The 25,116-nt window shown below is 73.2% G+C and carries 24 protein-coding genes and 1 pseudogene; 15 read left to right on the forward strand and 10 right to left on the reverse strand.

Translation table 11 applies throughout. From position 1 onward, the window contains the following. Positions 1-188: 188 nt before the first annotated feature. Positions 189-353, reverse strand: a pseudogene (gene tatA / locus AB0O40_RS23090) (Sec-independent protein translocase subunit TatA); the annotation flags it as partial. A gap of 138 nt (positions 354-491) precedes the next feature. On the opposite strand from tatA, the gene AB0O40_RS23095 reads away from it, so the two are divergent. After that, the gene (locus AB0O40_RS23095; protein ID WP_365044785.1) at positions 492-2,591 is read left to right on the forward strand and encodes an FUSC family protein; all 2,100 of its coding nucleotides are present in this window, start codon (positions 492-494) and stop codon (positions 2,589-2,591) included. Positions 2,592-2,732: 141 nt separating this feature from the next. Continuing rightward, the gene (locus AB0O40_RS23100) at positions 2,733-2,972 is read left to right on the forward strand and encodes a DUF397 domain-containing protein (protein WP_365044788.1); all 240 of its coding nucleotides are present in this window, start codon (positions 2,733-2,735) and stop codon (positions 2,970-2,972) included. 138 nt (positions 2,973-3,110) lie between these two features. Here the strand turns inward: AB0O40_RS23100 and AB0O40_RS23105 are convergent, their stop codons facing one another. After that, the gene (locus AB0O40_RS23105; RefSeq protein WP_365044791.1) at positions 3,111-3,599 is read right to left on the reverse strand and encodes an ATP-binding protein; all 489 of its coding nucleotides are present in this window, start codon (positions 3,597-3,599) and stop codon (positions 3,111-3,113) included. Positions 3,600-3,956: 357 nt separating this feature from the next. Here AB0O40_RS23105 and AB0O40_RS23110 point away from each other — a divergent pair, with 357 nt between their 5' ends. From AB0O40_RS23110 to AB0O40_RS23120, 3 genes are all read left to right on the forward strand, one after another. Next, entirely contained in the window at positions 3,957-4,868 is a 912-nt protein-coding gene (locus tag AB0O40_RS23110; RefSeq protein ID WP_365044794.1) for a helix-turn-helix transcriptional regulator, read from the forward strand. A 71-nt stretch (positions 4,869-4,939) separates the two neighbouring features. Beyond that, on the forward strand, positions 4,940-6,397 hold the full coding sequence (locus tag AB0O40_RS23115) for an aldehyde dehydrogenase family protein (RefSeq protein WP_365044797.1): 1,458 nt from the start codon (positions 4,940-4,942) through the stop codon (positions 6,395-6,397). 114 nt (positions 6,398-6,511) lie between these two features. After that, the gene (locus AB0O40_RS23120; protein ID WP_365044800.1) at positions 6,512-7,054 is read left to right on the forward strand and encodes a DinB family protein; all 543 of its coding nucleotides are present in this window, start codon (positions 6,512-6,514) and stop codon (positions 7,052-7,054) included. Positions 7,055-7,077: 23 nt separating this feature from the next. Here the strand turns inward: AB0O40_RS23120 and AB0O40_RS23125 are convergent, their stop codons facing one another. Beyond that, positions 7,078-8,490 (reverse strand): chloride channel protein, encoded by a 1,413-nt coding sequence (locus AB0O40_RS23125; RefSeq protein WP_365044803.1) that lies wholly within the window; start codon positions 8,488-8,490, stop codon positions 7,078-7,080. A gap of 125 nt (positions 8,491-8,615) precedes the next feature. Here AB0O40_RS23125 and AB0O40_RS23130 point away from each other — a divergent pair, with 125 nt between their 5' ends. The 4 genes from AB0O40_RS23130 (at position 8,616) to AB0O40_RS23145 (ending at position 11,983) form a co-directional block, all read left to right on the forward strand. Further along, complete coding sequence (locus AB0O40_RS23130) at positions 8,616-9,374, forward strand: MerR family transcriptional regulator (protein WP_365044806.1); 759 nt, start codon at positions 8,616-8,618, stop codon at positions 9,372-9,374. 165 nt (positions 9,375-9,539) lie between these two features. Further along, entirely contained in the window at positions 9,540-10,232 is a 693-nt protein-coding gene (locus AB0O40_RS23135) for a VTT domain-containing protein (RefSeq protein ID WP_365044809.1), read from the forward strand. A gap of 118 nt (positions 10,233-10,350) precedes the next feature. Then, positions 10,351-10,758, forward strand: a complete 408-nt coding sequence (locus AB0O40_RS23140) for a YciI family protein (RefSeq protein WP_365044812.1) — start codon at positions 10,351-10,353, stop codon at positions 10,756-10,758. Positions 10,759-10,768: 10 nt separating this feature from the next. Then, complete coding sequence (locus AB0O40_RS23145; protein ID WP_365044815.1) at positions 10,769-11,983, forward strand: DUF6596 domain-containing protein; 1,215 nt, start codon at positions 10,769-10,771, stop codon at positions 11,981-11,983. On the opposite strand, the gene AB0O40_RS23150 is transcribed toward AB0O40_RS23145, so the two are convergent. Continuing rightward, positions 11,980-13,677, reverse strand: a complete 1,698-nt coding sequence (locus AB0O40_RS23150) for a threonine/serine exporter family protein (protein ID WP_365044818.1) — start codon at positions 13,675-13,677, stop codon at positions 11,980-11,982. The two genes, AB0O40_RS23145 and AB0O40_RS23150, sit on opposite strands and share 4 nt — an antisense overlap. Before the next feature lie 118 nt (positions 13,678-13,795). Then, positions 13,796-14,290 carry an inorganic diphosphatase gene (locus AB0O40_RS23155; RefSeq protein WP_365044908.1) on the reverse strand — a complete coding sequence of 165 codons (495 nt, stop codon included), beginning with the start codon at positions 14,288-14,290 and terminating at the stop codon, positions 13,796-13,798. 135 nt (positions 14,291-14,425) lie between these two features. Between AB0O40_RS23155 and dacB the strand changes: the two genes are divergently transcribed. The 6 genes from dacB to folE all read left to right on the forward strand — a co-directional run bounded on the left by dacB (position 14,426) and on the right by folE (position 22,077). Further along, a complete protein-coding gene (dacB, locus tag AB0O40_RS23160; protein ID WP_365044821.1) occupies positions 14,426-15,919 on the forward strand; it encodes a D-alanyl-D-alanine carboxypeptidase/D-alanyl-D-alanine-endopeptidase in 1,494 nt (497 codons plus the stop codon). Between the two features lie 133 nt (positions 15,920-16,052). Beyond that, positions 16,053-17,183 (forward strand): zinc-dependent metalloprotease, encoded by a 1,131-nt coding sequence (locus AB0O40_RS23165; RefSeq protein ID WP_365044824.1) that lies wholly within the window; start codon positions 16,053-16,055, stop codon positions 17,181-17,183. Positions 17,184-17,398: 215 nt separating this feature from the next. Further along, a complete protein-coding gene (gene tilS, locus AB0O40_RS23170; protein ID WP_365044827.1) occupies positions 17,399-18,508 on the forward strand; it encodes a tRNA lysidine(34) synthetase TilS in 1,110 nt (369 codons plus the stop codon). 65 nt (positions 18,509-18,573) lie between these two features. Further along, the gene (gene hpt / locus AB0O40_RS23175) at positions 18,574-19,134 is read left to right on the forward strand and encodes a hypoxanthine phosphoribosyltransferase (protein WP_365044829.1); all 561 of its coding nucleotides are present in this window, start codon (positions 18,574-18,576) and stop codon (positions 19,132-19,134) included. Positions 19,135-19,341: 207 nt separating this feature from the next. Beyond that, a complete protein-coding gene (ftsH, locus tag AB0O40_RS23180; protein WP_365044832.1) occupies positions 19,342-21,372 on the forward strand; it encodes an ATP-dependent zinc metalloprotease FtsH in 2,031 nt (676 codons plus the stop codon). Positions 21,373-21,471: 99 nt separating this feature from the next. Beyond that, entirely contained in the window at positions 21,472-22,077 is a 606-nt protein-coding gene (folE, locus tag AB0O40_RS23185) for a GTP cyclohydrolase I FolE (RefSeq protein ID WP_365044835.1), read from the forward strand. 46 nt (positions 22,078-22,123) lie between these two features. Here the strand turns inward: folE and AB0O40_RS23190 are convergent, their stop codons facing one another. From AB0O40_RS23190 to folP, 5 genes are all read right to left on the reverse strand, one after another. Continuing rightward, positions 22,124-22,615, reverse strand: coding sequence for a DUF3180 domain-containing protein (locus AB0O40_RS23190; protein ID WP_365044838.1), 492 nt, complete (start codon positions 22,613-22,615; stop codon positions 22,124-22,126). 79 nt (positions 22,616-22,694) lie between these two features. After that, positions 22,695-23,294 (reverse strand): 2-amino-4-hydroxy-6-hydroxymethyldihydropteridine diphosphokinase, encoded by a 600-nt coding sequence (folK, locus tag AB0O40_RS23195; RefSeq protein ID WP_365044841.1) that lies wholly within the window; start codon positions 23,292-23,294, stop codon positions 22,695-22,697. Further along, entirely contained in the window at positions 23,291-23,650 is a 360-nt protein-coding gene (gene folB / locus AB0O40_RS23200; RefSeq protein ID WP_365044844.1) for a dihydroneopterin aldolase, read from the reverse strand. Before folB ends, folK begins: the two co-directional genes overlap by 4 nt. Before the next feature lie 132 nt (positions 23,651-23,782). After that, positions 23,783-24,232, reverse strand: a complete 450-nt coding sequence (locus AB0O40_RS23205; RefSeq protein WP_365044847.1) for a nuclear transport factor 2 family protein — start codon at positions 24,230-24,232, stop codon at positions 23,783-23,785. Next, the gene (folP, locus tag AB0O40_RS23210; protein ID WP_365044850.1) at positions 24,229-25,101 is read right to left on the reverse strand and encodes a dihydropteroate synthase; all 873 of its coding nucleotides are present in this window, start codon (positions 25,099-25,101) and stop codon (positions 24,229-24,231) included. The genes AB0O40_RS23205 and folP overlap by 4 nt, the downstream gene beginning before the upstream one ends. Positions 25,102-25,116 lie beyond the last annotated feature (15 nt).

The following is a 25,116-nucleotide window of genomic DNA, read 5'->3' on the forward strand; positions in this document are numbered from 1 at the left end:
CCCTGCGGCAGGCCCACCCCTGGGACTTCGCGGCTTCGCCGTGCCCTTCGGGCATCCCAGGCCCGGGCCTGCCTCCGGACCAGCCTGCCACCCCCGTCAAGCGGCGCTCCCCACACATCCCGACCACCCGCGGCAGGGCGTACACGTCAGGCGGTCGGCGGCTTCGCCGAAGGGGGCGGCGGCGGCGAGGCCGGGGTGCCGTCCTCGCGGAGCGCCGCGGCTTCGGCCTTGAGGATGCGGGCCGACTTGCCCAGGCCCCGCGCGATCTCGGGAAGCTTCTTCGAGCCGAAGACCAACAGGCAGACGACCACCAGGACGACCAGGTGCCAGGGTTCGAGGGCGTTGCGCAGCATGAGGGCTCCCGCCGGTTCGTGGAATGGGCACGGCGGGCCCATGGAACACCCGTCCGGGGGGCCGGACAAATCTGAAGAAGCCCTGAAGGGCGCTCAGGAGGCCGCAAAAGGGGCGAAATGGCGGTTACGCTCGGGGCCATGAGCTGGCTGCGGGCGCTGAAGGAGACCGCCCGATCCGGGATGAAGGTCGAGCGCACCCGGCTGGAGCCGTTGATCGCCCTGCGCGCGACCGCCGGGCTGGCGCTGGTGGTGGGGCTCAGTCTGGCGTTCCTGGGGCCGGGGTCCGCGGCGAGTTCGGCCTTCGGGGCCTTCCAGGCGGCCATCGTCACCTTCCAGCGGAGCTGGCGGCCGCGGCCCGTGCTGGCGTTGGTGGCCGGGGTGACGCTGGCCGTCAGCACCTTCCTCGGGTACCTGGTGGGGGCCTCGCACACGGCGGCCTTCCTCGCGCTGCTGGCGGTGTGGACCTTCGCCGCCGGGCTGCTGTGGGCGGCCGGGCCGACCGCCGGCATCATCGCCTCGGGGAACGTCGCGATCATGCTGGTCACCGTCACGCTGCCGACCTCGGTCGGGCAGGCCGCCGGCCATGCCGCGCTGATCGCGGCGGGCGGGGTGGTGCAGGCGCTGCTCATCGTGCTGTTCCCGGTGCGGCCCTGGGGCGCGCAGCGGGATGCGCTCGCCGACGCGTTGGCCGCGGAGGCCGACTACGCGCGGCGGCTGCGGCAGGACCCGGGCGCCCCCTTCGATCCGGCGCCGCTGATGGCCGCCCGGGCCGCGGCCCGGGTCACGCCCCGGCAGGCCCGGCGCCGGCCCGCCGAACTGCACGGCGCCCGGGGGCTGGCCGAGCGGATCCGGCCGGTGCTGGCCCTGCTGGCCGACCCCTCGGTCGGGGCGCCCGCCGAGGGGCCGGCCCGGGACCGGGTGCGGGCGCTGCTCGCCGCGGCCGCGACCGTGCTCGACGCGGCGGCCCGGGCCATCCGCCACGGCACCCCCGTCGAGCTGCCCGGACCGGCGCTCGCGGTCCTCAAGTCCCCCGGTGACCGGGAGCTGCTGACCGGGCCGGCCGGGCGGGCCGCGCACCGGCTGGCCTCGCTGCTCGACGACGTGGTGGAGACCGCCGAGCCGGGCTCCGGCCGCACCGCGCGCGTGGAGGAGTCGATGCTGCGGCCCACCCTGCCGGCGCTGGTGCCGCTGGTGGTCCGGGCGGTCCGGGCCGAGCTGCGGCCCGGCTCCCCGATCCTGCGGCACGCCTGGCGGGTGACGGCCGTGGCCTGTGCCGGGTACCTGGTGGGCGAGGCGCTGCCGTTCGGGCACGGCTACTGGGCTCCGATGGCCTCCGTGATGGTCATGCGGCCCGACTTCGGGCAGACCTACTCCCGGGCGGTGGCCCGCTTCGGCGGCACGCTGGTCGGGGTCGGGCTGGCCACCGCCGTGGTGCAGCTCGCGGCGCCGGGGCAGTACCTCTCGGGCGCGCTGGCGGTGCTCTGCGCCGGGCTGATGTACGTGCTGATGCGCACCGGGTACGCGGTGGCGCAGGTCTGCGTCTCGGCGTACGTGGTCTTCCTGCTGGGCATGGGCGGGGTCCGCTGGGACCAGACGGTGCCCGACCGGGTGGGCCTGACGCTGGTCGGCGGGCTGCTCGCGATGGCGGGGTACGCGCTCTACCCGGCCTGGGAGACGCCCCGGCTGCGCACCCGGCTGGCCGACCGGCTGGTGGCGGACGGGCGGTACGCGGCGGCCGTGCTGCGGCAGTACGCGGATCCGGAGCCGGACCGGGCGGGGGTGCGGGCGGCGCTGCTGGCGGCCCGGGACGCGCGGGTGGCCTGGCAGGAGGCGGACGCGCGGGCCGCGGGCGAGCCGGTGCGGCACCGGGGGCTGTCCCGGGTCGCGGCCGCCGACGCGGCGCACGCGCTGGCGGCCTTCACCCGGACCGCGATGCTGCTGGAGTCCCACACGCCGGTGCTGCCGGCCGGCGGGGCGCCGGCCCCGGTCGCGGGAGTCCCGGCCGCCCCCGGCGTGCCGCCGGCCGCCGCCCCGCCGGTCACGGCCGGGGCGGCGGCGCTCGCCGAGGCGGTGGAGGCGGCGACCGCCCGGGGTGCGAAGGCGGTGCGCGAGCGCCGGGTGCCGGAGTTCGCCGAGGTCCGGGCCGCGCTGCCGGCCTGTGCGGAGGGTCCTTTCCGGACTGCGGGGGAGTTGCTGGCGGCCGCCCTGGAGGAGCTGACCGAGGCCCTGCGGCACTGAGATCCGGAGTGTTTCCCTACTGGTTACGGCGCCTGCGAGTGACGAGTGGGACACCCCGCGTGCACGTGCATCTGCCCATGCAGCCGCATATGAACACAGCTATGATCCGAAGCAGTTGACATCTGCTTTCGGGGGAATCCTGTGGACCGCGCGTACAACGGCATGGCCGCCACAGAACTCGGCGGAGTCGTCTGGCAGAAGAGCCGGCACAGCAATTCGCAGGGCTCCTGCGTGGAGTTCGCCAAGCTGCCCGGGGGGAACGTCGCCGTGCGCAACTCGCGCTTCCCGGACGGCCCGGCCCTGGTCTACACGCCGGCGGAGATAGAGGCACTGCTGCTCGGCGTCAAGGACGGCGAGTTCGACCACCTCCTCGCGCCCTGACCGAGCCCGGCACCCGCTCCGTACCCGCGCACCGCGCCCCCGCCGTACCGCGGGCGCGCCCGCGAGCGCACGCGGCCGTGCCGTGCGGCCCCCTTCCGGGGCGGCACGGCACGCGCGTGTGAGAGAGGTCCCGCCGGCTCAGTCCTGGAGCAGGAAGAGCGCCCAGACGACCTTGCCGGTCAGCCGGCCCGCGAGCGGGTGCCAGCCCCAGCCGTCGCTGTACGAGTCCACCAGGAACAGCCCGCGCCCCGACTCGAGGTCGCAGTTGTCCTCGGTCTCCGGGGTGAAGAGCTCGTCCTCGCCCGGTGTCGGGGACTCCTCGCTGGGGTCGCGCACCGCGCAGACCAGCCGGCTGCTCCAGCGCATCAGGTGCAGCCGGACGCCCGACTCCTGCTCGCCGCCCGCGCCGGCCGGCAGCGCGTGCCGCAGGGCGTTGGTGACGAGTTCGGAGACCACGAGGGCGACGTCGTCGAAGCGGTCGTCAAGGCCCCACTGGCCCAGGGTCGACCGGGTGAACGAGCGGGCGCCCCGCACCGCCTCGAACTGGGCGGGCAGGGCGCAGGACGCGGACCCGGAGACGGCCGAGGGGTCGACCGGGGGCAGCCCCTGCCGTAAAGGCTCGAGCATGGTCGATCCATTCGTCCCCATGCGAGGCACTCCCGGGAGTCGCGGACGGAGCGGTAACTGCAGGGTGGCGCCTTGCGCCCGCGCGGATTGCACGCGAGTGCGCGGCACCATGCTTCCCAATGCGTAGGGCAGATGCAAGGGCAGATGCACGTGCACGCGCCGGACCTGTCCGTTCCTGTAGCGGTTCTTGCTCATTTCTCCCTACGACGACTTACGGACTTCTTTTCCGGGAAGCCGGATTCCGTTACAGAACGAGTACGGCCCACTGCGTTTTGGTGGCAGACTGCGGGACCCCGGGGTACGGGGGTCCCACCGGGGTCCTTCCTCGCCGCAGGGCGTCGAGGGTGCACACGAGCGATGGGGAGGGTTGGAGAAGTGACCGCAGGGCAGGCCTGGGGGCCCCACCATGCCGACGGCGTGGGTGGCGGCTCCGTGGTGCGACGCATCCTGCTGGGATCACAGCTGCGGCGACTGCGTGAATCCCGCGGGATCACCCGTGAGGCGGCCGGCTACTCGATCCGCGCGTCCGAATCGAAGATCAGCCGCTTGGAGTTGGGAAGGGTGAGCTTCAAGGCCAGGGACGTCGAGGATCTGCTGACCCTCTACGGCGTGACCGACGGCGCGGAGCGCGAGTCGCTCCTCGGCCTCGTGCGCGAGGCCAACGCGGCGGGCTGGTGGCACAGCTACGGCGACGTCCTGCCGGGGTGGTTCCAGACCTACATCGGCCTCGAAGGCGCGGCCTCTCTCATCCGTATCTATGAAGTGCAGTTCGTGCACGGCCTGTTGCAGACCGAGGCGTACGCGCACGCGGTGGTCAGCCGTGGCATGCGCGGGGCCTCCGCCGCCGAGATCGACCGGCGGGTCGCACTGCGCCTGGAGCGCCAGAAGGTGCTCGTCTCGGAGAACGCCCCGCTCTTCCACGCCGTGCTCGACGAGGCGGCGCTGCGCCGCCCCTACGGCGACCGAGCCGTCATGCGGGGGCAGTTGGAGCATCTGATCGAGATCTCCCAGCGGCCCAACGTCCGCCTCCAGGTCATGCCCTTCAGTTTCGGTGGACACGCGGGCGAGAGCGGCGCCTTCACCCTGCTGCGCTTCCCCGAGTCCGACCTCCAGGACATCGTCTACCTCGAACAGCTCACCAGTGCCCTCTACCTCGACAAGGACGAAGAGGTGGCCCAGTACGACCGGGCGATGACCCGGCTCCAGGGCGACTGCCCGGACCCGGACGGCACCCGGGATCTTCTCCGAGGACTGCTCCAACTCTCTTGACACACAAGTAGGATGACGGCCATTCAGGGTCCAGTGCAGCGCAACGGTGCGCGCTCGCAGTAAGGGATGACATGTCCATATTCACCGAGCTGGCTCATCAGTACATCGACGGCGAGTGGCTGGCCGGCACCGGCTCGTGGGACATCATCGACGTCAACCCCTACAACGGCGAGAAGCTGGCCGCCATCACCGTGGCCACCACCGACCAGGTCGACCGGGCCTACCGCGCCGCCGAGCGGGCCCAGCGCGAGTGGGCGCAGGTGAGCCCGTACGCCAGACGCGCCGTCCTCGAGCGGGCCCTGCGGCTGACCGAGGAGCGTCAGGCCGAGATCGTCGAGGCGATGATCGACGAGCTCGGCGGCACCCGCACCAAGGCCCAGTACGAGGTCCACCTGGCCCAGGAGTTCCTGCGCGAGGCCATGCAGCTCGCGGTCCGCCCCGAGGGCCGCATCCTGCCCTCGCCCATGGAGGGCAAGGAGAACCGGGTCGAGCGGCTGCCCGTCGGGGTGATCGCCGTCATCAGCCCCTTCAACTTCCCCTTCCTGGTCACCCTGAAGTCCGTCGCACCCGCCCTGGCCCTGGGCAACGCGTGCGTGATCAAGCCGAACCAGAACGCCCCGGTGGTCGGCGGCGGGGTGATCGCCAAGCTCTTCGAGGACGCCGGGCTGCCGGCCGGCCTGCTCAACGTCCTGGTCACCGACATCGCCGAGATCGGCGACGCGCTGCTGACCCACCCCGTCCCCAAGGTGATCTCCTTCGCAGGCTCGGACCGGGTGGGCCGGCACGTCGGCGCGGTCGCCGCCCGGCACTTCAAGCGCACCGTCCTGGAGCTCAGCGGCAACAGCGCCCTGGTCGTCCTGGACGACGCCGACCTCGACTACGCCGTGGACGCCGCGGTCTTCAGCCGGTTCGTCTACCAGGGCCAGGTCTGCATGGCGGCCAACCGGATCCTGGTGGACCGGTCCGTCGAGCACGACTTCACCGAGCGCTTCGTCAAGCGGGTGCGCTCCCTGAACACCGGTGACCCGCACGAGGACGACGTCCAGATCGGCCCGCTGATCAACTCCTTCCAGGCGGACGCCCTCACCGCGCTCGTGGACCGGGCCGTCGAGGACGGCGCCACCGCTCTGGTGCGCGGTGCTACGCGCGGCAACCTGGTCGAACCCACCGTGCTGACCGGGATCCCGGAGGACTCCCCGCTGCTGGGCCAGGAGATCTTCGGGCCGGTCGCGCTGCTCGTCCCCTTCGACGGCGAGGACGACGCGGTCCGGCTCGCGAACGCCACCCCGTACGGCCTCAGCGGCGCGGTGCACACCCGGGACGTGGAGCGGGGCGTGCGCTTCGCCAAGCGCATCGAGACCGGCATGATCCACGTCAACGACTCGACCATCGGGGACGAGCCGCTGGCCGCCTTCGGGGGTGAGAAGGCCTCCGGGCTCGGCCGGCTGAACGGCGAGGCCACCGTCGAGGCCTTCACCACCCAGAAGTGGATCTCCATCCAGCACGGGCGGACCCGCTTCCCCTTCTGAGCCGCCCGGTCCTCGATTCCCGTGGTCGTGTCCTCGATTGAGGACAGAAGCTGACCGCATCCCTTCCTAGTCTTTTCCTTGTCAGCAGGAAGCGACGAAGAAGGCGGTCAAGTCATGGTCACCCACGTTCCCGCGGAGTCCTTCGGCGACGAGCGCGGCGCGCTCCTCTCCTTCGTCGAGGCGCAGCGCGGCGGGCTCCGCCGCGCGGTCCTCGGCCTCACCCCCGAGCAGGCCGCGAGCCGCCCCAGCGCCAGCGAGCTCTCGCTGTCCGGCCTGGTCAAGCACGTGGCGGAGACGGAGCTGAACTGGCTGCGGATGGCCCAGCAGCAGCCGAACGAGAAGCAGCGCACGGTCGAGACCTGGGGCGACAGCTTCCGGCTGACCGGCGAGGAGACCATCGAGGAGATCCTGGGCTTCTGGGACGGGGTGAGCGCCGAGCTGGAGAAGTTCATCCGCGCCGTGCCGAGCCTGGACGACACCTTCCCGCTGCCGGACCAGCCCTGGTTCCCCAAGGACGGCCGGGTCTCGATGCGCTGGCTGCTGCTGCACCTGGTCGAGGAGGACGCGCGGCACGCCGGGCACGCCGACATCATCCGCGAGTCCCTGGACGGCAAGACCGCCTTCGAGCTGGTCGCCGAGGCCGCGAAGACCGCCTGAGCCGTACGGGCCGCCGCCCGCGCTCAGCGCAGCGGGCGGCCCCGCTCGTCCAGCTGCATCAGCGGGCGGCCGGTGACCAGCAGCCAGGCCGGCAGGGTGGCCAGGACCAGCAGCGGCAGCACCCCCGGTACGGGCGCCAGCACGGCCGCGGTGAAGAGGCTGAGCCACCCCTGGCGGGTGACCGCCAGCAGCAGGCCGAGCACCGCGGCGCTCACCCCGACCGCCGGGTGCACGGCGGGCACCAGCGCGTGCGCCGCCAGGCCCAGGGCCACCCCCGCGAAGACCGTCGGGAAGATCCGGCCGCCGCGGAAGCCGGCCGCCGAGGCGGCCGTCAGGGCCAGCAGCTTGACCCCGGTCATCAGCAGCAGGGCGCCGGCGGAGTGCTGCCCGGCGGTCAGCTCGCGGATCTGGTCCAGCCCCTTGAAGAGGGTCAGGTGCCCGCCCAGGACGCCCAGCAGGCCGAGCACCACCCCGCCGGCGGTGAGCACGGCGACCGGGTGCCGCAGGGCGTGGAAGGCCCGGTGGGCCGGGGGGAAGAGGGCGACGGCCGCCAGCCCGGCCAGGGCGCCCGCGGTGGCCGTGACCAGCGCGGCGAGCAGATCGCCCCAGCCCGGCCCGGTGAAGGCCGGCAGGGTCAGCTCGAAGACCGGGTGGGCGATCAGCGTGGTGGTCAGCCCGCCGGCCCCGGCCGCGACCAGCGGCGCGAAGAGCCGGTCCCACAGCGGCCCGGTCAGCAGCGCGGCACCGGGGCCGCCGGCCGATCCGGCCGCGTCTCCCGTGACACCCGCGTCTCCCGCGTCCGCCGGGTCCGTACCGGGACCGCCCGTACCGCCCCCGCCCGTGCCCGGGTCCTTCGTACCGCCGTCCCCGTCCTCCGGTGCGTTCAGGGCGCCGGAGGGGCCCGCCAGGGCCTCCGTGAGGACCAGGGCCGCGGCCACCGGGGTGCCGAAGAGGGCGCCCACCGTGCCCGCCGCGGCCAGCGAGACCCACAGGACGCCGGGGCCGGCCGGCGCGTACCGGCGGCCCAGCCAGTAGGCGAGGGCGATGTTGGCGGCGGTGATCGGGTTCTCCGGGCCGAGGCTGACGCCCCCGGCCAGCGACAGGACGGCGGCCAGCAGCAGCCCCGGCACCACCCGGGCCGGCAGCGGCGGGTCCACCAGCGCGGTGGTCGCCGGGTCGGGTCCGGCCCGCCCGGGCACCCGCCACACCACCAGCCCCACCGCGATCCCGGCGGCGGTCAGCACGGCGATCACCCAGCCCGCCGCGTACCGGCCCACGCCCAGCGCGTCCGGCAGCGTCCGCCACAGCACGTCCTCGAGTGCCTGGGCCACCTCGCTCACGGCGATCAGCAGCAGGCTCGAGGCCACGCCCACGGCCAGCGCGGGCAGGGCGAGCCGGGTCAGGAGGGACGCGGGGCGTACCGCGGTGCGGACCACGGGATCACGGTATCGGGACGAAACCGGATCAGCAGGTCGAAAAGATCTCCCCCGGCCCGGGCTTGCACCTCACGCGACGTGAGGACCCAGGCTGGTGCACGTACCGAACGACAAGGAGCGGAAAGATGAGCTACTCCGTGGGCCGGGTCGCGGGTCTCGCCGGGGTGACGGTGCGCACGCTGCACCACTACGACGAGATCGGCCTGCTCTCCCCGAGCGGGCGCAGCCATGCGGGGCACCGGCGTTACGACGACGCCGACCTCGACCGGCTGCAGCGGATCCTGTTCTACCGGGAGCTCGGCTTCCCGCTCGACGAGGTCGCCGTCCTGCTGGACGACCCGGACACCGACCCGCAGGAGCACCTGCGCCGGCAGCACGAGCTGCTGGAGGGACGGATCGTCCGGCTCCAGGAGATGGCGGCGGCCGTGGAGCGCGCGATGGAGGCACAGAAGATGGGCGTCGACCTCACCCCCGAGGAGAAGTTCGAGGTGTTCGGGGAGCACGACCCCGACCAGTACGCGGCCGAGGCGCAGGAGCGCTGGGGCCACACCGAGCAGTACCGCCAGTCCCGGGAGCGGACGGCGAAGTACACGAAGGAGGACTGGCAGCGGGCCATGGCCGAGCACGCGGACATCGCGGCCCGGCTGGCCGACCTGATGGCGGCGGGTGCCGCGGCGGACTCGGCGGCGGCCATGGACCTCGCCGAGGAGCACCGGGGCTGGATCGCGTACAGCTACGACTGCTCGTACGAGATGCACCGCTGCCTGGGTGAGATGTACGTCGCCGACGAGCGCTTCACGGCCACCTACGACGCGGTCCGGCCGGGCCTGGCGGTCTTCCTGAACGGGGCGATCGCCGCCAACGCCGCCCGGCACGGCGGCTGAGGCCGCCGGCCCGGCAGAAGGTAATCGGATGGCAAAGTCTCCCGCCCGGATCCCGGAACCGGGCGGGAGCGGCATGCGTTGATAATTGAAGGCACCCCCTCCATATGGACGTCCCCCATATGAGCGCTCCGCCGCCCTGCCCCCCGAACCCAGGAGTCCGGATCCGTGTACACGACCACGCTCGCGTCGCTCACCCCCGAGTGGCTGACGCCGGACTACCTGATCTCCGAATTCGGGCTGATCGGCATCCTGGTGATCGTCTTCGCGGAGTCGGGGCTCTTCGCCTTCCTCCCGGGTGACTCGCTGCTCTTCACGGCCGGCCTGCTGGTGGCCAACGGCGAGTACATCAAGCAGCCGCTGTGGCTGGTGTGCACCCTGATCGTGGCCGCGGCGGTCCTCGGCGACCAGGTCGGCTACCTGATCGGCAAGTTCTTCGGGCCCAAGCTCTTCAGCCGGCCGAACTCCAAGGTCTTCAAGAAGGAGAACCTGGACAAGGCGCACGAGTTCATCGACCACCACGGCCCCAAGGCGATCGTGCTGGCCCGCTTCGTGCCGATCGTGCGCACCTTCGCCCCGATCGTGGCCGGCGCCGGCCGCATGAAGTACCGCACCTTCATCACGTACAACATCATCGGTGGCATCGGCTGGGGCGCGGGCGTGACCGTCGCCGGGTACTGGCTCGGCCAGATCGACTTCATCGCGAAGAACGTCGAGGCGATCCTCGTGGTGATCGTCCTGGTCTCGGTGATCCCGGTGGTCTTCGAGGTCATGAAGGCCCGCAAGGAGGCGGCCCGGGCCCAGGCCGCCGGCGAGTCCGGCGAGGCCGCCCCGCAGCGCCGCCGGCACGCCAAGCGGTAGGTCTTCACGGTCTCCGGAAAAAACTTCCGGCGGGGATGTCGAGAAGCGGCAGCCTGCTCCGTCCCAGGGGTGAGCGCGGCCAGAATGGCCGCGTCGGACCGGATCGAGGAGAACCGTCATGGCCAAGTACCTGCTGCTCAAGCACTACCGCGGCGCCCCGGCCCCCAGCAACGACATCGCCATGGACCGCTGGACCCCCGAGGAGGTCTCGGCCCACATCCAGCACATGCGCGACTTCGCCGCGAAGCTGGAGGAGACCGGCGAGTTCGTCGACGCCCAGGCGCTGGCCCCGGAGGGCACCTGGGTGCGGTACGACGGGGAGGGCCGGCCGGCCGTCACCGACGGGCCGTTCGCCGAGACCAAGGACCTGATCGCCGGCTGGATGGTGATCGACGTGGACAGTTACGACCGGGCCCTGGAGCTGGCGGCCGAGCTGTCCGCGGCCCCCGGCGCCGGCGGCCGGCCGATCCACGAGTGGCTGGAGCTGCGGCCGTTCATGTCCGAGCCGCCCACCATCACCGAGTGAGCGGTCCCCGATGACCGCGCCCGCCCCCGGCTCCCGCCCCGCCCCGGACCCCGAGGTCCCCGGCGGGGCGGCCGCCGCCGTCGACGAGGCCCTGCTGCGGGAGCTCACCCCGGCCGTCCTCGGCATCCTGGTCCGGCGCGGTGCCGACTTCGCGGCGGCCGAGGACGCCGTGCAGGAGGCCCTGCTCGACGCCGTCCGGGCCTGGCCGGCCGACCCGCCCCGGGACCCGCGCGGCTGGCTGGTCACGGCCGCCTGGCGGCGCTTCCTGGACGCGACCCGGGCCGACGCGGCCCGGCGCCGCCGCGAGGACCTGGTCGACCGGGAGCCGGAGCCGGGCCCGGCGCCCGGCGCCGACGACACCCTCAGCCTCTACTTCCTGTGCGCGCACCCGGCCCTGACGCCGTCCTCGGCCGTGGCGCTCACCCTGCGGGCCGTCGGCGGACTCACCACCCGCCAGATCGCCCGCGCCTACCTGGTGCCCGAGGCGACCATGGCGCAGCGCATCAGCCGCGCCAAGCGGACCGTCTCCGGCGTCCGGCTCGACCGGCCCGGCGACGTCGCCACCGTGCTGCGGGTGCTCTACCTGGTCTTCAACGAGGGGTACTCGGGGGACGTCGACCTCGCCGCCGAGGCCATCCGGCTCACCCGCCGGCTGGCCGCCGCCGTCGACCACCCCGAACCGGCCGGCCTGCTCGCGCTGATGCTGCTGCACCACGCCCGCCGGGCCGCCCGGACCGCCCCCGACGGCGGCCTGGTGCCGCTGGCCGACCAGGACCGCGGCCGCTGGGACACCGCGGCCATCGCCGAGGGCATCGGGATCCTCCAGGGCGCCCTGGCCCGCGACCGGCTCGGGGAGTACCAGGCCCAGGCGGCCATCGCCGCCCTGCACGCGGACGCCCCCACCGCGGCGGCGACCGACTGGCCGCAGATCGTGGAGTGGTACGACGAGCTGGTCCGCCTCACGGACAGCCCGGTCGCCCGGCTCAACCGCGCGGTGGCGGTGGGGGAGGCCGACGGGCCCCGGGCCGGGCGCGCCGCACTGGCCGGGCTGGACCCGGAGCTGCCCCGGTACACCGCCGTCGACGCCTGGCTGCACGAGCGTGAGGGCGACCGGGCCGGCGCCGCCCGGCTCTACGCCGAGGCCGCCCACCGGGCCCCGACCCTGGCCGAGCGCGACCACCTCACCCGGCAGGCCGCCCGGCTCAACGGCGGCGGGCCGCCCTAGAACCCGCGGGTGCGCTTGGCCGCGCCGCGCTTGGCGCGGCCGGGCAGCCGCAGGAAGAGCCGGGAGACCTCGGAGCCGAGGTTCACCCCGATCGCGATGGCCAGGGCCAGCGCCGCCGCGTTGGTGAGCGAGGCGAAGCCGGCGTCCAGCCGGTTCTCGGCGATGGACAGCAGCCCGTAGTACGTCGCCGAACCGGGCAGCAGCGGACCGATCGCCGCCGTCACGTACGGCAGCGCCGAGGCCGACCGGTACCGGGAGAGCAGCTGGCCGAAGAGACCCACCAGCCCGGCGGCCACCGCGGTGGACGGCACCGGCGGGACGTCGCCCGCGTAGTGCAGCGCCCCGAAGGTCACCCAGGCCACGCCGCCGTTGAGCGAGACGATCAGCACGGTCCGCCGCTCCGTCTGGAGCAGCACCGCGAAGGTGCACACCAGCACCATCGAGGCGGCGATCTGGACCAGCGGCCGCTGGGTGATCTGCAGGACCTCCTCGGCATTGGGCTGGGCGCCCAGCTGGAGGCCCAGGTACAGCACCACCAGCACGCCGATGATGATGCCGATGAAGAGGTACATGACCTCCAGCAGCCGGGCCGAGGCCGTGATGTAGTACCCGGTCAGGCCGTCCTGCACGGCCGCCACCAGGGCCCGTCCGGGCAGCAGGGCGAAGAGCCCGCCGGTGATCACCGCGGAGGCCTTCACATCGGCCTCCAGCAGCTTCAGCGCCACCCCGAGCGCGGCCGGCGGCATCGCCGCGACCACGAACTGGTAGAACTCCGGCAGCCCGCGGCCCGCGCAGAACCACGCCAGCCGGTCGCCCAGCACCGCGCCCAGCGCCGCGCAGAAGAAGACCAGCACCCCGCCGCCGACCAGGGTCGAGGCGGCACCCGCGAGCAGCCCGGCGGCGCAGGTCAGCAGCCAGCCGGGGTACGGGTGCCGGTTGCGCCGGATGGCCGCCAGCCGGCGGTAGGCCTCCTCCAGGGAGACGTCCACCTCGGGCGCGCTGATCTCGTCCACCAGCCGGAAGACGGCGGCCAGCCGGGTGTAGTCGGTGCCCCGGCGGCGGACCGTGCGGTTGGCCGACACCGGGTCGTCCACCAGGGAGGGCTGGTGGGTGATGGAGAGCATGGTGAAGGTGACGGTCGGCTCGCAGCGGTCCAGGCCGTAGGAGCGGGCCACCGCGAACATGGCCGCCTCGACGTCCTCGGCGCCCTCCCCGCCCGCGAGCATCAGCTCGCCGATGCGCAGGGTCAGGTCGAGCACGCGGGGGACGGCGGGCCCGGCCTCGCCGTGCCGCTGGGCCGGTTCCGTCACCGGCCGGTCGCCGACCGGCATGCGCAGCATGGTGCGCATCCGGTCCTGCCAGGGGGACTCGGTCATCCGCGCCATCGGCATGCCGGGGACGCCGGTGTACGCGGCGGGGGAGTGCTGGGCGCTGTACGTGCTCGGCGGGGCGAAGGCGGAGCCCTCGGGCTCGGCCTGGAGGGTTTCCAGCCCCTCCGGCACGGTGAACTCGGAGGTCGGCTGCTCGTCCTCCGGCGCCGTCGGATCGCCGACCCCGTCCGGCTGGGTGAACGCGCTGTGCGCCTCGTCGGAGACCGGCTTCTGCTGCTCCCGGCCGTCCTCTGCCCCCACGGCGTCCGCCACGCGCACTCCTGTCCCTGACCACCCGGGTATCAGTATGCGGAACCGTTTCATCCAGGGCGAAGGCGGGCTGCTCCATGTCGGGGTGCGGGCTGCTCTCCGAGCCGGGGGGAGAAAGCCGACGGGCGGCACCCCAGGAGGGGGCCGCCCGTCGGAGCAGGGACGCGGCGCGTCAGTGGTGGCCGCCGGACTCCTGCAGACGCTTGAAGGAGGCCTCGATCTCGGCCTCGGCCTCGGCGCGACCCACCCAGTTCGCACCCTCGACCGACTTGCCCGGCTCCAGGTCCTTGTAGACCTCGAAGAAGTGCTGGATCTCCAGGCGGTCGAACTCGGAGACGTGGTGGATGTCGCGCAGGTGCTCGACGCGCGGGTCCGAGGCCGGCACGCAGAGCAGCTTGTCGTCGCCGCCCGCCTCGTCCGTCATGCGGAACATGCCGATGGCGCGGCACTTGATGAGGCAGCCCGGGAAGGTGGGCTCGTCCAGGATGACCAGCGCGTCCAGCGGGTCGCCGTCCTCGCCGAGGGTGTTCTCGACGAAGCCGTAGTCGGCCGGGTAGCTGGTCGAGGTGAAGAGGCGACGGTCCAGACGGATCCGGCCGGTCTCGTGGTCCACCTCGTACTTGTTCCGCGAACCCTTGGGGATCTCGATGGTGACGTCGAACTCCACGTCCTGCTCCTCCATGATCACGTGCTTCGAGTGACAGCGCGTCCACCCGGGGGCCGGGGTGCCATGCTCGCGGCAAGACGCAGTGGTTAAGTGTCCCTCACGCAGTCGTGTGATCGCGAAAGGGGCTGGTCCGAGGTGCGGCTCGACAGGACGTGGCAGGTCGCCGCGGGATCGGCCGTGGCGGGCCTCGCCCTGGCGGCGGGTGCCGTGGTGGCGGCCGGGCCCTGGGACTCGGGCCAGCGTAAGGCCGAGCGGGACTGGGCGGCCGCCCGGGAGCCGGCGGGTGGCGCAGATCACGGCCGGCGGGCCCCCGGAGGCCGGCCCGCGGGGCCGCCGCGGGCCCCCGGCGTGCTCGCCGCCCTGGCCGCCGGCACCGGTGCCGGCGGCGTCCGGCCGGCCGCCGGTGGCGCGCTGGGGCGCGCCCTGGCCCCCCTGATGGCCGACCCGGCCCTGGGGGCCCTGCGGAGCGGCTGCATCCTCGACGTGGCCACCGGGACCCCGCTCTTCGCCGCGGACGCGGACCGGCCGATGACCCCCGCCTCCACGGTCAAGATCGCCACGGCCCTGGCGGTGCTGTCCGCCCGGGGGCCCGACCACCGGATCGAGACCCGGGTGCTCGCCGACCCGGGCGCCGGGCGGATCACCCTGGTCGGCGCGGGCGACCCGACCCTGACCGCCGGCACCCCGGTCGGGGCCGGCCGGCCGTACGAGGAGCCCGCCGGCCGCGCCGGACCGGCCGCCCGCGGCGGCGTGCCCACCGGCGGCAGCCTGGTCGAGCTGGCCGACGAGACCGCCGCCGCGCTGAAGGCCGCCGGCAAGGCCGCCGTCACCCTCGGGTACGACGCCTCGCTCTACTCCGGCACCGCCGTCCACCCCATCGGCCCCGGCAACGACAACATCGCCCCGGTCACCGCCCTGATGACCGACGAGGGCCGCCGGGACGGCTCGTACTCCGGCACCGCGACCCGCAGCGAGGACCCCGCCGGGGACACCGCCCGCAGCTTCGCCGCGCTGCTCGGCAAGCGCGGGATCAAGGTCGCCCCGGAGGTCTCCGCCGGCCGCCCGGCGCCGAAGGCCGCCCCGGTCGCGGCCACCTCCTCCGCCCCGCTCGGACTGCTCGTCGAGCGGATGCTGACCGAGAGCGACAACGACCTGGCCGAGGCGCTGGCCCGGCAGACCGCCCTGGCCGAGCGCCCCACCGCCGACTTCGGCACCGCCGAGCGGGCCGTCACCGGCCGGCTCAAGGCCCTGGGCGTCGACCTGCGGGGCGCGCGCTTCGCCGACGGCAGCGGCCTGTCGCGGGACGACAAGGTCAGCGCCCGGCTGCTCGCCGCCCTGCTCGCCCGGGCCGCCGACCCGGCCCGGCCCGACCTGCGGCCGGTCCTGACCGGTCTGCCGGTGGCCGGCTTCTCCGGCACGCTCAAGGCCCGCAACACCGGTGGCTCCCCGGCCGCCGGCCTGCTCCGGGCCAAGACCGGCACCCTCAACGGCGTCAACGCCCTGGCCGGCACCGTCGTCGACCCCTCCGGACGCCTGCTCGCCTTCGCGTTCCTGGCCGAGGGCACGGCCTCGAAGGACGCGGCACAGGGGGCGTTGGACCGGCTGGGGGTGGCGGTGGCCGGCGGGTGACGCCCGGGGGCGGCTGCCCACCGGTTTCGGGAAGGGGCGGGGTGGGGGCTGGCTCCGCGCAGCGGCGGCAACGGCAGGGCGGCACGCGTCCGGCCCCTCTACGGATGGGGCCCGGTCCACGTACGGTTGACGCATGACGAGCATCGGTGGTGCGGAGATGGTCGACTGGAACCTCGCGGTCGCGACCGCGACCCGGCTGGTACGGCCCGGCCCGGAGGTCACCCGGGACGAGGCGCGGGCGGTCGTCGCCGAGCTGCGGCGGCACGCCAAGGCCGCCGAGGAGCACGTGCGCTCCTACGTGCGGATGCTCCCTGAGGACGCGCCGGTGGCCGACACGCCCGTCCTGGTGGTGGACCGGGCGGGCTGGGTCAAGGCGAACGTCGCCGGTTTCCGGCAGTTGCTGGGGCCGCTGCTCGACAAGATGCAGGAGCGCCGCGGGGGCTCTCCCGGGGCGGTGCTCGGCGCGGTCGGCGGCAAGGTCACCGGTGTGGAGCTGGGGATGCTGCTGAGCTTCCTGTCCTCGCGGGTCCTCGGCCAGTACGAGACCTTCGCCCCGGCGAGCCGGGAGCTGCCGGGGTCGGCGGGCGGCGGCCGGCTGCTGCTGGTCGCCCCGAACATCGTGCACGTCGAGCGGGAGCTGGAGGTGGACCCGCACGACTTCCGGCTGTGGGTGTGCCTGCACGAGGAGACGCACCGGACGCAGTTCACCGCCGTGCCGTGGCTGCGCGACCACCTCGAGGGCGAGATCCAGTCGTTCCTGGGCGCCACCGAGATGGATCCGATGAACGTCCTGGAGCGGCTGCGCGAGGCCGCCCAGGCCTTCTCCGGCGGCCGGCCGGAGGGCGAGGAGGACGGCTCCGGCCGCTCGCTGGTCGAGCTGGTCCAGACCCCCGAGCAGCGGGAGGTGCTGGGGCGGCTGACCGCGGTGATGTCCCTGCTGGAGGGGCACGCCGACTACGTCATGGACGGCGTCGGGCCCGCGGTGGTGCCCTCGGTCGCGGAGATCCGGGAGAAGTTCCAGAAGCGCCGGGCCAGCGGCGCGGGCCGGCTGGACGCGGCGCTGCGCAAGCTGCTCGGCCTCGACGCCAAGCTGCGCCAGTACCGCGACGGCGAGCGGTTCGTGCGGGCCGTGGTCGGCCAGGTGGGCATGGAGGGCTTCAACCGCGTGTGGACCTCCCCCAACACCCTGCCGACCAAGGCCGAGATCGCCCGTCCCGCCGACTGGGTCCAGCGGGTGCACCGCAAGGCGCCGGAACCGGAGTGACGCAAAGCGACCATTGACGTCTCATTGAAGGCGCCAGCATCACCCATCCGAGGGACCGTGGGCCGTGGATAGGCGTGCGATGCTCAGGGAACGGCTCGGCTCTGTCACCATCGACGCACTCTGAGTGACTTCTCGGTCCCTCCGGGGCCACTCCCGAGCGCACCACCCCCAGCACTCCCCCCGAGGCACCCCAACTCCACCGAAGGGCAGCGGACATGGGTCCCCATCCTGCGGTCGCGGCGATACGCCTGGCGGTCCGCCGCGTACTCCACGACGTCCTCACCGACCTCACCCAGCACACCGGCCAGACCCTCCCGGGCCGCCGTGCCGGCTCCGAAACCCCCAGTTCCGAGGCGCGCGGCCGGGGCCGCACCGCGCTCGTCACGGACGGTGACCGGCCGCTGGTGCTGGTCGCCTGCTCGGGCGGCGCCGACTCCATGGCGCTGGCCTCCGCACTCGCCTTCGAGGCGCCCAAGCTCGGCCTCCGGGCCGGCGGCATCACCGTCGACCACGGCCTCCAGGCCGGCTCCGACCTGCGGGCCGCCGAGGTGGTCGCCCGGCTGACCGCCCTCCAGCTCGACCCGGTCGAGTCCGTCGCCGTCCGCGTCGGCCGCGACGGCGGTCCCGAGGCCGCCGCCCGCGACGCCCGGTACGCCGCCCTCGACGAGGCCGCCGAGCGGCTGGGCGCGGCCGCGGTGCTGCTCGGCCACACCCGCGACGACCAGGCCGAGACCGTCCTGCTGGGCCTGGCCCGCGGCTCCGGCATCCGCTCCCTGTCCGGGATGGCCGAGAAGTCCGGCGGCACCGGCGCCGGCTCCGGTACGGGCCGCTACCGCCGCCCCTTCCTCGACGTCGACCGGCAGACCGCCCGCAAGGCCTGCATGGCCCAGTCCCTGGCGGTCTGGGACGACCCGCACAACGCCGACCCGGCCTACACCCGCTCCCGGCTGCGCCACGAGGGCCTTCCCGCCCTCGAGAAGGCCCTGGGCAAGGGCGTGGTCGAGGCGCTCGCCCGGACCGCCCAGCTCTCCCGCGACGACGCCGACGCGCTGGACGCCTGGGCCGCCCAGGCGGACGTCTCGGTCCGGGACGAGGCCGGCCAGCTGGAGTGCGCCAAGCTGTACGCCCTGCCCCCGGCCGTCCGCCGCCGGGTGCTGCGCAGGGCGGTCGTCGCAGCCGGTTCCCCCGCCGGTTCGCTCTTCGCCCGGCACATCGAGGAAGTCGACCGGCTCATCACCGGCTGGCGCGGTCAGCGGGCCATCAACCTGCCCGGCCGCGTCGAGGCCCAGCGGCAGGGTGGCAGACTTGTCATCCGGCAGGGCTGAAGGTGCTGAAACACGGCTGAGTCCTCCGGGGCACCCCCCCGGAGCCCCGGCCGACAACGAAAGTGATGCGGGTGGACGAGAAGGACATGGGCAGCGACCTGGCGTCGGTGCTCATCACCAAGGAAGAGATCGACGCGAAGCTGGCAGAGCTGGCCGCGAAGATCGATGCGGAGTACGCGGGCAAGGACCTGCTCATCGTCGGTGTCCTCAAGGGCGCCGTGATGGTGATGGCGGACCTGGCGCGCGCCGTGTCCACCCCGCTCACGATGGACTGGATGGCCGTCTCGTCGTACGGCGCCGGCACCCAGTCCTCGGGCGTGGTCCGGATCCTCAAGGACCTGGACACCGACATCAAGGACAAGCACGTCCTGATCGTCGAGGACATCATCGACTCGGGTCTGACGCTGTCCTGGCTGCTGTCGAACCTCGGCTCCCGGCAGCCGGCCTCCCTCGAGGTGGTCACGCTGCTGCGCAAGCCCGACGCCGCCAAGGTCGCGATCGACGTCAAGTGGGTCGGTTTCGACATTCCCAACGAGTTCGTCGTGGGCTACGGCCTCGACTACGCGGAGAAGTACCGCAACCTGCCGTTCGTGGGCACGCTCGCCCCGCACGTGTACGGCGGCTGAACCCTCCCGGGTGCGTGACCCCGGCGGCCGGGTGCCGCCGGGGAACCCCTGCCCCGTTCCCGCCGTTGGAGCATGGGAAGGCGGGTTTGTCAGCCGTCCAACCAGGCCACGGGTGACAATGCTGGGGTACCTTCCGAAGAACAGTCTTTACTCACAGCAGCATTTACCTACGGGCAGGAGGGACGGGGCGATCACCGCCCCGTATGGATGGACGTGAAGCGATACTTCCGTGGGCCGGTCATGTGGATCGTGCTGGCCGTCCTCGCCGTGGTCGTGTTGATGAATGTCGTCGGCTCGGGTGGCGGCTACAAGTCGGTGGACACCAGCAAGGTTCTGAACGCGATCAGCCAGAACCAGGTCAAGCAGGCGTCTCTGACCACCGGCGACTCTCAGATGATCAAGATCGAGCTGAAGGACGGCCAGAAGCTCGACGACGAGAGCGGCTCCAAGTTCCAGGCCAACTACATCGGGGACCAGGGCGTCTCGATCGCCCAGGACCTCCAGACCAAGTCCGACGGGGGCCAGATCCCCGACGGCTACTCCGTCACGCCGGACAAGACCAACCCGTTCCTCGGCGTGCTGCTCTCCCTGCTCCCCTTCGTGCTCATCGTCGTGGTGTTCCTCTTCCTGATGAACCAGATGCAGGGCGGCGGCTCCCGGGTGATGAACTTCGGGAAGTCCAAGGCCAAGCTCATCACCAAGGACACCCCGAAGACGACCTTCGCCGACGTGGCCGGGTCCGACGAGGCGGTCGAGGAGCTCCACGAGATCAAGGAGTTCCTCCAGGAGCCCGCGAAGTTCCAGGCGGTCGGCGCCAAGATCCCCAAGGGTGTGCTGCTGTACGGCCCGCCCGGCACCGGCAAGACCCTGCTCGCCCGCGCGGTCGCGGGTGAGGCGGGCGTCCCGTTCTACTCGATCTCCGGTTCCGACTTCGTCGAGATGTTCGTCGGCGTCGGCGCCTCCCGGGTCCGGGACCTCTTCGAGCAGGCCAAGGCGAACGCCCCGGCCATCGTCTTCGTCGACGAGATCGACGCCGTCGGCCGGCACCGCGGTGCGGGTCTCGGCGGCGGTCACGACGAGCGCGAGCAGACCCTCAACCAGCTCCTCGTCGAGATGGACGGCTTCGACGTGAAGGGCGGCGTCATCCTGATCGCCGCCACGAACCGGCCCGACATCCTCGACCCGGCGCTGCTGCGCCCGGGCCGCTTCGACCGGCAGATCGCGGTCGACCGCCCGGACATGCAGGGCCGGCTGGAGATCCTCAAGGTCCACCAGAAGGGCAAGCCGGTCGCTCCGGACGTCGACCTCTCGGCCGTCGCCCGCCGCACCCCCGGCTTCACCGGTGCCGATCTGTCCAACGTCCTGAACGAGGCCGCGCTGCTCACGGCCCGCTCGGACAAGAAGCTGATCGACAACCACATGCTGGACGAGGCGATCGACCGCGTCGTGGCGGGCCCGCAGAAGCGGACCCGGATCATGTCGGACAAGGAAAAGAAGATCACCGCGTACCACGAGGGCGGACACGCCCTGGTCGCGGCGGCCTCCCCGAACTCCGACCCGGTCCACAAGATCACGATCTTGTCCCGCGGCCGGGCCCTGGGCTACACCATGGTCCTGCCCGACGAGGACAAGTACTCGACCACCCGCAACGAGATGCTGGACCAGCTGGCCTACATGCTGGGCGGCCGGGCGGCCGAGGAACTGGTCTTCCACGACCCGACCACCGGCGCGGCCAACGACATCGAGAAGGCCACCGCCACGGCCCGCGCGATGGTCACCCAGTACGGCATGACCGAGCGGCTCGGCGCCATCAAGTTCGGCGGCGACAACACCGAGCCCTTCCTCGGCCGCGAGATGGCGCACCAGCGCGACTACTCGGAAGAGGTCGCCGCGCTGGTCGACGAAGAGGTCAAGAAGCTCATCGAGACGGCGCACAACGAGGCCTGGGAGATCCTGGTCGAGAACCGCGACGTGCTCGACAACCTCGTCCTCGCGCTGCTGGAGAAGGAGACGCTGGGCAAGGAGGAGATCGCCGAGGTCTTCTCGACCATCGTCAAGCGCCCGGCCCGTCCCGCGTGGACCGGTTCGGCCCGCCGCACCCCCTCCACCCGTCCGCCGGTGCTCTCTCCCAAGGAGCTCCAGCTGACCAACACGGCCAACGGCAGCTCCGCCGCCGCGGGCCCGGTCTCCACGGAGAAGGGTCTCGAGGTCGCCCCGGAGGACCGCCCCGAGGCGTGACGCCGGTCACCGGAATGGATGCCGCGCCCCCCAGGTTCTAGCCTGGGGGGCGCGGCACTTTTGTATGCCTGCGCGATCGAAGACAGGAACGAGGCACAGATGACCGACCCAGTGACCCTGCGCGACGAGGGCACGATCGGCGAGTTCGACGAGAAGCGGGCCGAGGCCGCCGTCCGCGAACTGCTCATCGCGGTCGGCGAGGACCCGGACCGCGAGGGCCTGGTCGAGACCCCGGCGCGGGTGGCCCGGGCCTACCGGGAGATCCTGGCCGGTCTGCGGCAGCGGCCGGAGGACGTGCTGACGACCACCTTCGACCTCGGCCACGACGAGATGGTGCTGGTCAAGGACATCGAGATCGTGTCCCTGTGCGAGCACCACCTGCTGCCGTTCCACGGCGTCGCCCACGTGGGCTACATCCCGGCGGAGAGCGGCAAGATCACCGGACTGTCGAAGCTGGCCCGCCTGGTCGAGGTCTTCGCCCGCCGCCCGCAGGTGCAGGAGCGGCTGACCACGCAGATCGCGGACTCCCTGATGCGGATCCTGGACGCGCGCGGCGCGATCGTGGTGGTCGAGGCCGAGCACATGTGCATGTCGGTCCGCGGCATCCGCAAGCCGGGCGCCAAGACCACCACCTCGGCGGTCCGCGGCCAGCTGCGCGACCCCGCGACCCGTGGCGAGGCGATGAGCCTGATCCTGGCCCGCTGACCCGCGGGACCCCCTACGGAGCCCCGCCGGCCCCCGTCGCGCGCCCTCAGGCGCGGGCGGGGGCCTTGTCGTCGTTCTTGTCGGGGTCCTCGGGGAGCTTGCAGACGTGCTCCAGGAAGAGCGCGGCGGCGATCACCCCGAGCCCGGCGAGCACCGAGGAACCGGCGTAGATGGCCTGGTCGCGGCGGGCCGGCACGTCGAGGCTGTCGGAGACCAGGAAGACCCCCACGCCGCCGTACAGGCCCGCCACGACGGCCGAGACGAGGGCGCTGGCCTGTGCGAAGACCACGGCCCGGGCCGCCATCAGCGGCTCGACGCCCTTGGCCCCCGGCCGGCGCTCGCGCTGGGCCTTGAGCCGGGAACGCAGCGACAGGGCGGTGGCCAGCAGCACCACGGCGATCACGGCCAGCACGATCGGGGCGGCCAGCGGGACGCCCGGGAGCGTGCCGTAGGCGTTCCACAGCCGGGCACCGGCCCAGGACAGCACCCCGGCGATCACGAAAATGCCCGCCAGGACCCCCAACCGCAACTGCTTCACGTGCCTGTTCCCCGCTTTCCGCTCCGGTGGCAGCTCACAGGCTCGCACAGTTCCCGGACGCATCCGAAGACGCTAACGACTACTCCGGCAGACGGAGTTCCAGGTCGGGGCGCGGCGTGACGCCGGTCGTGCCGACGGCCGCCAGCAGGGCCTGGACCGGGCCGTGGCCGGGCAGGGCCGCCTCGGGGTCGACGTCGTGCCAGGGGGCCAGCACGAAGGCGCGCTGGTGGGCCCGCGGGTGCGGGAGCGTCAGCTGCGGGTCGTCCGAGACCACGTCGGCGTACGCGACGATGTCGACGTCGATGGTGCGGGGGCCCCAGCGCTCCTCGCGGACCCGGTCGAAGGCCTCCTCGATGGCCTGGCCGCGCTCCAGCAGGGAGGTGGGCGGCAGGGTGGTCTTCACCAGCACCACCGCGTTGAAGTACGAGGGCTGGGAGCCCGGGTCCACGCCCCACGGCTCGGTCTCGTAGACCTTCGAGACGGCCTTGACCCGGACGCCGGGGGTGTCCCCGAGGGCGTCCACCGCGCCCTGCAGGGTCTCCAGGCGGTTGCCGAGGTTCGAGCCGAGGGCGACCACGGCGAACTTCGGGTTGGACAGGGTCACGTCCGCCGCGTCCACGGTCTCGACGACGCAGGCGGGCACGGGCTGGACGGTGGGATCGCTCTGGGCGTGGTTCATGCGCGGCTCCGCGTGATGGTGATGGTCACGTCGTCGAAGGGCACCGTGATCGGCGCGTCGGGCTTGTGCACGACCACCTCGACCTGGGCGACCGCGTCGTGCTTGAGGCACTGCTGGGCGATCCGCTCGGCGAGGGTCTCGATCAGGTCCACCGGCTCGCCCTGGACCACGGCCACGACCTCCTCGGCCACGACGCCGTAGTGGACCGTCTTGGCCAGGTCGTCGTCGGCCGCCGCGGGGCGGGTGTCGATGTGCAGCACCAGGTCGACGATGAAGGTCTGGCCCTCCTCGCGCTCCCGGGGGAAGACGCCATGGTGCCCGCGGGCCTTGAGGCCGCGCAGCGCGACACGATCCACGCGAATCACTCCTGCTTTCGTAGGTTCTTCCGGCCCCGGAACTGCCCGCGGCCATGGGCCTACGCCGAGTGCGGTCGGCGTCGTCCTCCTTCGAATCTACCTGCGGGAGCCGACATCGCTTGCCCATGGGGGTCAGGAGGCGTCGTCTTCCTCGTCTTCTTCGGTCTCGGTCAGCACGGGAGAGCCGTGGTGGGACCAGAGCCGCCACCCCCCGGATGTGCGCCTGAACACATTGGTCGCCACGACCAGCTGGCCGACCAGCGGACCGAGCTCGCCGGCCTCCTCGGCCGGGCCGCCGCTGAGGATGTTCTCGGTGCAGGTGACCACGGCCGTGTCGCCGATCACGGTCACCTTGGTGTCGGTCAGGAAGAACTGGATGTACTCGGTGTTCGCCATGATCAGGGCGTACGAGCGCAGCACCTCGCCGCGGCCGGCGAGCACCGGCCAGCCCGGGTGCACGCAGGAGATCTCGTCGTCCAGCCAGAGCCCGGACAGGGTCTCGAAGTCCCCCCGCTCCATCGCGTCGTAGAACGCGGTGTTGGTCTGCTCGACGGCCTCGATGTCGGTCTGTCGTCGGCTCACCGGGCGCCCTCGACGGCCCGGGCGACGCGGACCGCGTCCGCGGTGGCCCGTACCTCGTGGACCCGGACGGCCCAGGCACCCTCGTGGGCCGCGATGGCCGAGACGGCGGCGGTGGCGGCGTCCCGCTCGCGGGCCGGCGGCGGCGCGGCGCCCTCGGCGCCGGCCAGCACCCGGCCGAGGAAACGCTTGCGGGAGGCGGCGACCAGCACCGGCCGGCCCAGCGCCCGCAGCTCGCGCAGGTGGGCCAGGAGGGCGAGGTCGTGCTCGGCCCGCTTGGCGAAGCCGAGGCCGGGGTCGACGACCAGCCGGTCGGGGGAGATCCCGCCGTCGATCACCGCGTCCATCCGGGCCCGCAGCTCGGCGGCGACCTCGCCGACCACGTCCGCGTAGACGGCGCGGCTGTTCATGTCCTCGCTGAAGCCCCGCCAGTGCATGACGACGAAGGGCACCCCGGAGGCCGCGACGGCCGGGATCATGCCCGGGTCGGCGAGCCCGCCGCTGACGTCGTTGACCAGGACCGCGCCGGCCGCGACGGCCTGCTCGGCCACGGCGGCCCGCATGGTGTCGACGGAGACGGTCACGCCCTCCGAGGCCAGGCCCCGCACCACCGGGACGACCCGGCGCAGCTCCTCGTCGGCGTCGACGCGGCTGGCCCCGGGCCGGGTGGACTCGCCGCCCACGTCGACCAGGTCGGCGCCCTGGGCGACCAGGTCCAGGCCGCGCTTGACGGCGGCGGTGGTGTCGAACCAGCGGCCGCCGTCGGAGAAGGAGTCGGGGGTCACGTTGACCACCCCCATGACCGCGCAGCGGCCCCACTCGGGAAGGCCGTCGATGCGGCCCCTGGCGGCTGCGCCGTTCACGGTGTTCATCCTCCCAGAGTAGGG

Origin of the sequence: Streptomyces sp. NPDC089919 (assembly GCF_040684615.1) — a bacterium.
GTDB lineage: Bacteria > Actinomycetota > Actinomycetes > Streptomycetales > Streptomycetaceae > Streptomyces.

Bases quoted from the DNA above. Each gene is read 5' to 3' on its own strand.
- AB0O40_RS23095 (WP_365044785.1), top strand. From the start codon at position 492: ATGAGCTGGCTGCGGGCGCTGAAGGAGACCGCCCGATCCGGGATGAAG.
- AB0O40_RS23105 (WP_365044791.1), bottom strand. From the start codon at position 3,599: ATGCTCGAGCCTTTACGGCAGGGGCTGCCCCCGGTCGACCCCTCGGCC.
- AB0O40_RS23110 (WP_365044794.1), top strand. From the start codon at position 3,957: ATGGGGAGGGTTGGAGAAGTGACCGCAGGGCAGGCCTGGGGGCCCCAC.
- AB0O40_RS23115 (WP_365044797.1), top strand. From the start codon at position 4,940: ATGTCCATATTCACCGAGCTGGCTCATCAGTACATCGACGGCGAGTGG.
- AB0O40_RS23120 (WP_365044800.1), top strand. From the start codon at position 6,512: ATGGTCACCCACGTTCCCGCGGAGTCCTTCGGCGACGAGCGCGGCGCG.
- AB0O40_RS23130 (WP_365044806.1), top strand. From the start codon at position 8,616: ATGAGCTACTCCGTGGGCCGGGTCGCGGGTCTCGCCGGGGTGACGGTG.
- AB0O40_RS23140 (WP_365044812.1), top strand. From the start codon at position 10,351: ATGGCCAAGTACCTGCTGCTCAAGCACTACCGCGGCGCCCCGGCCCCC.
- AB0O40_RS23145 (WP_365044815.1), top strand. From the start codon at position 10,769: ATGACCGCGCCCGCCCCCGGCTCCCGCCCCGCCCCGGACCCCGAGGTC.
- AB0O40_RS23150 (WP_365044818.1), bottom strand. From the start codon at position 13,677: ATGAAACGGTTCCGCATACTGATACCCGGGTGGTCAGGGACAGGAGTG.
- AB0O40_RS23165 (WP_365044824.1), top strand. From the start codon at position 16,053: ATGACGAGCATCGGTGGTGCGGAGATGGTCGACTGGAACCTCGCGGTC.
- tilS (WP_365044827.1), top strand. From the start codon at position 17,399: ATGGGTCCCCATCCTGCGGTCGCGGCGATACGCCTGGCGGTCCGCCGC.
- hpt (WP_365044829.1), top strand. From the start codon at position 18,574: ATGCGGGTGGACGAGAAGGACATGGGCAGCGACCTGGCGTCGGTGCTC.
- ftsH (WP_365044832.1), top strand. From the start codon at position 19,342: ATGGACGTGAAGCGATACTTCCGTGGGCCGGTCATGTGGATCGTGCTG.
- folE (WP_365044835.1), top strand. From the start codon at position 21,472: ATGACCGACCCAGTGACCCTGCGCGACGAGGGCACGATCGGCGAGTTC.
- folK (WP_365044841.1), bottom strand. From the start codon at position 23,294: ATGAACCACGCCCAGAGCGATCCCACCGTCCAGCCCGTGCCCGCCTGC.
- folP (WP_365044850.1), bottom strand. From the start codon at position 25,101: ATGAACACCGTGAACGGCGCAGCCGCCAGGGGCCGCATCGACGGCCTT.